At 35.8% G+C, this 1,766-nt stretch carries 2 protein-coding genes; both read right to left on the bottom strand.

Annotated features, from left to right (window positions below):
* The coding region (locus GMD4S_RS08560) for a ParB/RepB/Spo0J family partition protein (protein WP_000410361.1) at nucleotides 1–521 on the bottom strand (521 nt) is incomplete at its 3' end.
* A 57-nt stretch (nucleotides 522–578) separates the two neighbouring features.
* A complete protein-coding gene (locus GMD4S_RS08555; protein WP_044130078.1) occupies nucleotides 579–1,727 on the bottom strand; it encodes a S1C family serine protease in 1,149 nt (382 codons plus the stop codon).
* Between the last annotated feature and the right edge of the window lie 39 nt (nucleotides 1,728–1,766).

The following is a 1,766-nucleotide window of genomic DNA, read 5'->3' as shown; positions in this document are numbered from 1 at the left end:
AAATAGTCTTGCTGCTCTTTGTCCAAACCAACTAGTGAACGTGCATGCGCTTGAGAAATTTTTCCATTTTCTACTTCAGTTAAGATATATTCTGGTAGGGAAAGCAAACGAATAAAATTAGTGATATAAGGACGAGATTTCCCCATTTTATCTGCTATCTCAGTGTGAGTAAATCCTTTTTCTACTAAAGATTCGTAGGCGCGTGCTTCTTCAACAGGATTTAAATTTTCTCTCTGCAAATTCTCAATGATAGACTGAATCATCATTTCCTGATCTGAGAGGTGCTTTACAACGGCTGGAATAGAAGTAAGACCAGCTAAGAGAGAAGCCCGATATCGTCTCTCTCCTGCAAGGATTTCATAACCAATTACAGGAGATTGACGAACGATGATTGGTTGGATGAGCCCATTTTCTTTGATTGACTGAGCCAATTCCTTTAATTTTTCTACATCAAATTCTTTTCGAGGTTGGTAAGGATTCTTTTGTATTTCAGAGATAGAAATCATTTCAAATTTTTCCATGATTCTACACTAACATATCTTTTACTTTCTGTAAAGTTTTCTTTACACTGATGTCAATTAAGACTCTAAATCACTAGAATTCTTATCTAGTTTAATTGAGGTTGTTTCCTCCTTACCGTTACGGTAGTAGGTTACTTTGATAGTATCTCCGATAGCATGATTGTAAAGAGCATGTTGTAGGTCTGTTGATGAGGCAATCTCTTTGTCATCAACTTTGGTAATGACATCATATTTTTGAAGATGTCCATTTGCTGGCATATTGTTTTGAACAGATCGAACAACTACACCTGAAGTGAGACCACTTGGAATGTTAAGTTTTCTAAGATCACTAGCTCCAACATTTGATAGATTAACCATTTGAATTCCAAGAGCAGGACGAGTTACTTTACCATCACTTTCAAGCTGTTTAATGATATTTTGTGCATCGTTTGAAGGAATTGCAAAACCAAGACCTTCTACAGATGTTCCACCATTACTTGCAATTTTACTTGATGTAATACCAATTACTTGTCCTTGAATGTTTACAAGTGGACCACCAGAGTTACCAGGGTTAATGGCTGTATCTGTTTGAATGGCTTTTGTTGAAATAGCTTGACCATCTTCAGATTTTAGAGAAACATTTCGATTAAGACTTGAAATAATCCCCTGTGTAACTGTATTAGCATATTCTGAACCTAGAGGACTACCGATAGCAATCGCTGTTTCTCCAACACTAAGTTGACTTGAATCCCCAAATTCTGCCACTGTTGTAACTTTTTCTGAAGAAATTTTAACGACAGCAATATCAGAGAAGGTATCAGATCCGACAATTTCACCAGGAACCTTGGTACCATCTGCTAAGCGGATATCAACTTTTGAAGCTCCATTGATAACGTGAGTATTAGTTACAAGATAGGCATCTTTATCATCCTTTTTATAGATGACACCTGATCCCTCACTTGCGATTTGTTGATTGTCTGAATCAGAGTTAGTGTCATCAGCATTAAATACACTACTTTGTCTACTGCTAGAAGAAGAATAAGTAATGATTGAGACAACAGCATCCTTAACTTTATTTACTGCTTGAGTGGTTGAATTTTCATTTTTATAGGATGTTTGAGTGACAGTGCCAGAATTATTATTCGTAGCTTGATTTCCTTGTTTTTGATAAAGTTGCAATGTTACGAAACTTCCTAAGGCACCACTTAAAAATCCGATTAGAATGATTGCAAGAACTTTAACTCCTTTTTTGTAAAGTAACTAAAA

Source organism: Streptococcus sp. GMD4S (assembly GCF_000296955.1).
Note: the sequence above shows the minus strand (reverse complement) of the source record. Positions and strands in the feature narration are given on the sequence as shown.